Source organism: Mycobacterium sp. (assembly GCF_052143115.1).
GTDB lineage: Bacteria > Actinomycetota > Actinomycetes > Mycobacteriales > Mycobacteriaceae > Mycobacterium.
In genome coordinates this window covers 1-4,596 of sequence record NZ_JBKQTQ010000101.1, presented here as the reverse complement: position 1 = coordinate 4,596, position 4,596 = coordinate 1, and the positions used below count along the sequence as shown (strand labels likewise).

The 4,596-nt window shown below is 63.5% G+C and carries 7 protein-coding genes and 1 pseudogene; 3 read left to right on the top strand and 5 right to left on the bottom strand.

Features of this window, described 5'->3' with window-relative positions:
* A pseudogene (locus ACLQI9_RS10635) lies at positions 1-473 on the top strand (SDR family NAD(P)-dependent oxidoreductase); the annotation flags it as partial.
* Between the two features lie 21 nt (positions 474-494).
* Here ACLQI9_RS10635 and ACLQI9_RS10630 read toward each other — a convergent pair.
* Together ACLQI9_RS10630 and ACLQI9_RS10625 are read right to left on the bottom strand one after the other, a co-directional pair.
* A complete protein-coding gene (locus ACLQI9_RS10630; RefSeq protein ID WP_442376225.1) occupies positions 495-1,241 on the bottom strand; it encodes a class I SAM-dependent methyltransferase in 747 nt (248 codons plus the stop codon).
* A gap of 311 nt (positions 1,242-1,552) precedes the next feature.
* Positions 1,553-2,191: a TetR/AcrR family transcriptional regulator gene (locus ACLQI9_RS10625; protein ID WP_442376227.1), complete on the bottom strand. Its 639-nt coding sequence runs from the start codon at positions 2,189-2,191 to the stop codon at positions 1,553-1,555.
* Positions 2,192-2,293: 102 nt separating this feature from the next.
* On the opposite strand from ACLQI9_RS10625, the gene ACLQI9_RS10620 reads away from it, so the two are divergent.
* On the top strand, positions 2,294-2,746 hold the full coding sequence (locus ACLQI9_RS10620; protein ID WP_442376229.1) for a nuclear transport factor 2 family protein: 453 nt from the start codon (positions 2,294-2,296) through the stop codon (positions 2,744-2,746).
* Between the two features lie 45 nt (positions 2,747-2,791).
* On the top strand, positions 2,792-3,277 hold the full coding sequence (locus ACLQI9_RS10615; RefSeq protein ID WP_442376263.1) for a DUF1707 domain-containing protein: 486 nt from the start codon (positions 2,792-2,794) through the stop codon (positions 3,275-3,277).
* A gap of 73 nt (positions 3,278-3,350) precedes the next feature.
* On the opposite strand, the gene ACLQI9_RS10610 is transcribed toward ACLQI9_RS10615, so the two are convergent.
* From ACLQI9_RS10610 to ACLQI9_RS10600, 3 genes are all read right to left on the bottom strand, one after another.
* The gene (locus tag ACLQI9_RS10610; RefSeq protein ID WP_442391652.1) at positions 3,351-3,533 is read right to left on the bottom strand and encodes a hypothetical protein; all 183 of its coding nucleotides are present in this window, start codon (positions 3,531-3,533) and stop codon (positions 3,351-3,353) included.
* 80 nt (positions 3,534-3,613) lie between these two features.
* Positions 3,614-4,354 carry a methyltransferase domain-containing protein gene (locus ACLQI9_RS10605; RefSeq protein WP_442376265.1) on the bottom strand — a complete coding sequence of 247 codons (741 nt, stop codon included), beginning with the start codon at positions 4,352-4,354 and terminating at the stop codon, positions 3,614-3,616.
* A 114-nt stretch (positions 4,355-4,468) separates the two neighbouring features.
* Positions 4,469-4,596: hypothetical protein (locus ACLQI9_RS10600; protein ID WP_442391653.1), on the bottom strand; the 128-nt coding region annotated here is incomplete at its 5' end.

Sequence of the window (4,596 nt, the reverse complement as noted above, 5' to 3'; positions counted from 1 at the left end):
ATGCCCATAAATCGGCGACCCTGCGGCTCGACGACATGCACCTGCGCTCTCACCGCTGGGCGGCGTATCCGGCATACGCGCGTTCGAAACTTGCGGTGATGCTCTGGGGCCTCGAACTCGACCGCCGGTTGCGGGCGGCGCAGTCGCGGGTCACAACCCAGCTCACGCACCCAGGTTGGGTGTCGTCCAATCTGTCCCACGTATCCGACACGCCAGTGATGGCGGGTTTTCATCGCGTGGTCGGGGTGTTGGCAAACAGGTTTGGCAACGACATCGAAGAAGGCGCCGCGCCGACGCTGTACTGCATCAGCGAGCCGATCCCACCGGGCAGTTATGTCGGCGTCGATGGCCGGCTCGGTCTACAGGGCGGCCCGGTTCTGATCGGCCGGTCCACTGTCGCATGCGACTACGAAGCAGCAGCAAAGGTGTTCGAGTTCGGCGAAAAAGAAACCGGGACCGTACTTCCCGTATAGCCGACGGTGTAGCCGCAGCGGTTATGCCGGCGTGGCGAGGATCGCCACTGCATCGCCGCCGACCGCCACGCCCATGGACCCGATTCGTTCGATCAGCCGTGCCCGAAGCTCGGACGCCTTGTCGGCGGGAAGTATCAGCTGATGGGAAAAGGTGAACGCGATATCGACCCACTGTTGCGCGGAGTAGTGCAGGTCATGCGGATAGCGTCGCTGGGTGACGGTGAAGCCCGCGGCGGTGAGCAGGTCGACGATTTCGTCGGGATTGCCGTCGGTGCTGCGCCGTTCGACGTTCATGTAGTCCCGGTAGATCGATTCGAACTCCGCACGGGTAGGTCTGGTGGGTCTCAACCGGTTCCATATCACCGCCAGCTGCCCACCGTCGTCGAGGATGCCGCGTACCTTGGGCAGCGTCACCGCGGGATCGACCCAATGAAACGATGCCGCGAACACCACGCGGTCGAATCGACGTCCAGCGGGCTCCCATTGCTCGAATGTCGCGATCTCAACCGGAATGCCCTTTGCTTGGGCGACCGCGGCCATCCGGGTATCGGGCTCAACCGCAAGAAGCTCGGCGCCTCTTTCGATGAACTGCATTGACGCGATTCCGGTGCCGGCGCCCGCCTCGAGCACTCGGCGAACACCGGGCGCCAGCACGTCGTCGATCAGTTGATCGGGGTAGCGCGGGCGATGAGTGTCGTAGTTGTGTGCCGCGCCACCAAATGAGTTGGCGCGCTCGCGATTAGTGAAAAGGTTCAGTCGCGGTGGCATGCCGCCGAGCGTATCGGGCCAACTTATGTCCTGGCTGTGAAGTCATCGTGGGGCTGCTCACAATTGCAGCTCAGTGATGAAGGTTGGTCGATCGGCGAGGTCAACTCGAAGTGGCTCCGGAGTGGCGACACGAATTGGCTCCACGCTGCTGGGTCGGTCGTTTCGCCTGGGGCTGTTACTCCGTCAAGACTGCTAATAATTCGCGCCTTGGCTGCCTTGGGCCAGGGGTCCGGTGCGGGTCTACGCCCCGGTGAAGATCCATGCCGTTGGACGCGACACTTGAAAGTCCGCCAGTGCGCTTGCGTGAGTGGTTACTGCGCAATAATTTCCGTGGCACGGTTGGTCTTCGCACCGGCGAGATCGTCAGCGACGTATTGCGTGAACAGGTCGGTGAGGGTGTGGGCGAGTTCTGCGGCGTTGGCGGTTTGTGGCGTGGCCGCTGCCTGCAGGGCACCGTCACGGACAAGTACCACTAGGCCGTGGACGAGTGCCCAGCTGATCAGCGCCAGCTGCGGGGTGTTTGACGATATCGCGTCGATTCCGGTTAGCCGGCTCACCGCGGTGGTCAACGCACCGATGGCTTGCTTTTGTGCCGCAATGAGTTCCGCATCGGCGGCGTGCAATTCGCTTGGTGTGAACATCAGTTCAAAAAGGGCCCGATGGGACAGGCCGAAGTCGATGTAAGCCTGCCCTAGGGCCGCAAGTTGCCGCTGAGCGTCTGATTCGTGCACTCCGGACAGGCGATCCGCCAGTGCGTGAAACCCTTCTGTGGCGATCGCCGTGAGCAACCCGGACCGGTCCCCGAAGTGGTATTTGGGCGAGGCGTGTGACAGGCCAGCGCGTCGGGCGACGGCCCGCAGGCTGATCGCGGCGCGACCATGTTCGACGAGTTCTGCGCGCGCGGCAGCCAGCAGAGCCTCGCGTACTTGAGGGCGGGCGGCGGGTGCCATGCACATATTCTCGCCGATTTTGCTTGACAGTGTCAAACAGCTCTGCCATGCTGGTTGGAGATGTTTGACAGTGTCAAACACAGAGCGGAAAGGAACACCTCGATGTACCACACGATCGTCAAGCGGGTCGCGACCAAAAACTTCGAGCGTGTCAACGCGCATGACTACGGCGCCATTCTCAAGGATTGCGCCGCCGACATCCATCACCGCTTCGGCGGAGGTCACGCACTCGGCGGTGAGCGCCACGACCGCGACGCACTGGGCCGCTGGTTTGAGCGGCTGGGCCGCCTAGGCCCCACGTTGAAGCTGACCGTGCGTGATGTCTGGGTAAAGGGCTGGCCACACAACACGACGGTCATCATTCGCTGGGTTGGCACGCAGACTCTGCCCGACGGCGCACCGTATGAGAACCACGGTGTGCACATCATACGGATGCGCTGGGGAAAGGTCGTCGACATCGATGCGAACGAAGACTCGCAGCTCGTCGCCGAATCGCTGAAAACCGCTGCTGCCCACGGTGTTCAGGAAGCACTCGCCGAGCCGATCGTCAGCTGACCCACACCCGCTGGAATCATTATCGAGGAGCAAACCATGAATACGATGGTCACACCGTTACCAGCGCGACGAGCGCATCACCCGGCCAACGGCGATCCCCAAATCCGGGTCGGCGACCGTGAACGGGAGAAGGTCGTCACCCGCCTCGGTCAAGCGTTCACCCAGGGATATCTGTCGATCGCCGAATATGAGACTCGGCTGAGCCAGGCCATGCAGGCGCAGACCGCCGGGGCGTTGAATCAGGTGCTTAGCGATCTGCCTGTCGCGCGGATCGCCCGGGGCGACCCCCGCCGCCGCGCAGCCAGGGTCGTGGCTGCGCGCCGCGGCGTACAGCTTCATCTTGCCGCTTACCTGGCGGCGTCACTGCTGATGATCGGCATCTGGCTGGCGCTTGCGGTCACCGTGGGCGCCTGGTACTTCTGGCCGGTCTGGCCCATCCTTGGTGGGGGCATCGGTGTCATTTCCCACGCTGTCCCTGTCCATAGCTGCGCACGCAGCAGGCGTGTCCCGCTTCCAGGCGCCACCGCTTAATCACGCACTCCTGGCGTGAAAACCGGGCAAACTACGCGGAAGTGGTAGCCGTCATCATCGGATAAGTGCAGCATCAGACAATCACCTGCGAGTACTTTTCGCCCGCCGCGGCAGGTGCAGTGGGAAAAGGATTCACGACGGCGACCACGTCGATGTCGGGTCCGGCTGCAGAGCACATCTGCAGGTTGCCGACGCATCGCTCATGGTTACCGACGGGATCGGCTTCTGATGACGTGGGGTAGATCGGCACAGCCACTTCAAAGATCGAAGGTGTGAGAGGCGTGCCGATAGGTCGAAATGGAGATGCGGGACGTGTTCAAAAGCCTGGTGCTGAAGCTAGCGTCGAGCGCGCAGCCACTGAAGAGGCCCGAAATTCTTGGTCCGCACGCTGGCGAAGCCGTGGCTTTCCAGGATGTCGCCGAGTTCGTCTTCGTCGAACATGTGTGGCCCGGCGCTCCATAGCCTCCGCCAGACCCGAGCTGCGCGCCCAGCGGTGGGGACCATCACGGCCAGTCGCCCGCCCGGTCGTAGCACCCGCGCCATCTCCGCTAGGGCGGTCACCGGATCCGGTACCAACTGCAACACGGCCACGGAGATCACGGCATCGACCGTCCGATCGCGCAGCGGAAGCCGTTGCGCATCCGCGTATAGGAAGCCGATCTGTGGCCCAGATTCGGCCCGGACCGCACGTGCCAGCATCGCCTCGGAGCGGTCGACACCCAACACCAGTCCGCTCGGCCCCGCGGCGCGGGCAAGGGACGCGGTGATGCTAGCGGGGCCGCAGCCGACGTCCAGGACGATCCCGCCCTGCGGGATCTTCAACCACTCGACCGGCGGCTGAAGCGCGGTGAGTAGCTGGCGTAGCACTGCTTGGGTGTTGTCGTAGAACATCGCGACAACCGGCGAGGCCCACATCGCCTGGATGGCACCGGTGTCCTTCGGTAAACCGGTGGCCTCCGATGAAGTGCCCAGCAGATCGAGATAGCCCTTGCTGGCATCCGGTTTCGTCGGCGGGTCGGCGAATAGCTCCAACGCCCGGCGCAAAGCGGGAGCCAATGTGGCGTCGAGGTTGACCATGCGCATTCCCTTGAGCAAATACCAAGCCGTACAGGCAATTACCCGATCGGCAGCCGCAAATTGCAGCACCGCTCGCTCCGAAGCCTACGCCCAATCGCCGGGCGCCCGACGGTGTTACTGCTTGACCGTCGCGAGGGTCCGCTCGAGAGCGCACAGACACCATTGGCCCGGCACGCCTTTCAGGTCGTGCTCGCCGCGGTCGGCGAACCGGTGCCGCGAGCCGGTGACGATGTCGCGCACCG

Coding starts and splice junctions, on each gene's coding strand:
- ACLQI9_RS10605 (WP_442376265.1), bottom strand. CDS start 4,354: ATGGTCAACCTCGACGCCACATTGGCTCCCGCTTTGCGCCGGGCGTTG.
- ACLQI9_RS10615 (WP_442376263.1), top strand. CDS start 2,792: ATGGTCACACCGTTACCAGCGCGACGAGCGCATCACCCGGCCAACGGC.
- ACLQI9_RS10630 (WP_442376225.1), bottom strand. CDS start 1,241: ATGCCACCGCGACTGAACCTTTTCACTAATCGCGAGCGCGCCAACTCA.
- ACLQI9_RS10620 (WP_442376229.1), top strand. CDS start 2,294: ATGTACCACACGATCGTCAAGCGGGTCGCGACCAAAAACTTCGAGCGT.
- ACLQI9_RS10625 (WP_442376227.1), bottom strand. CDS start 2,191: ATGGCACCCGCCGCCCGCCCTCAAGTACGCGAGGCTCTGCTGGCTGCC.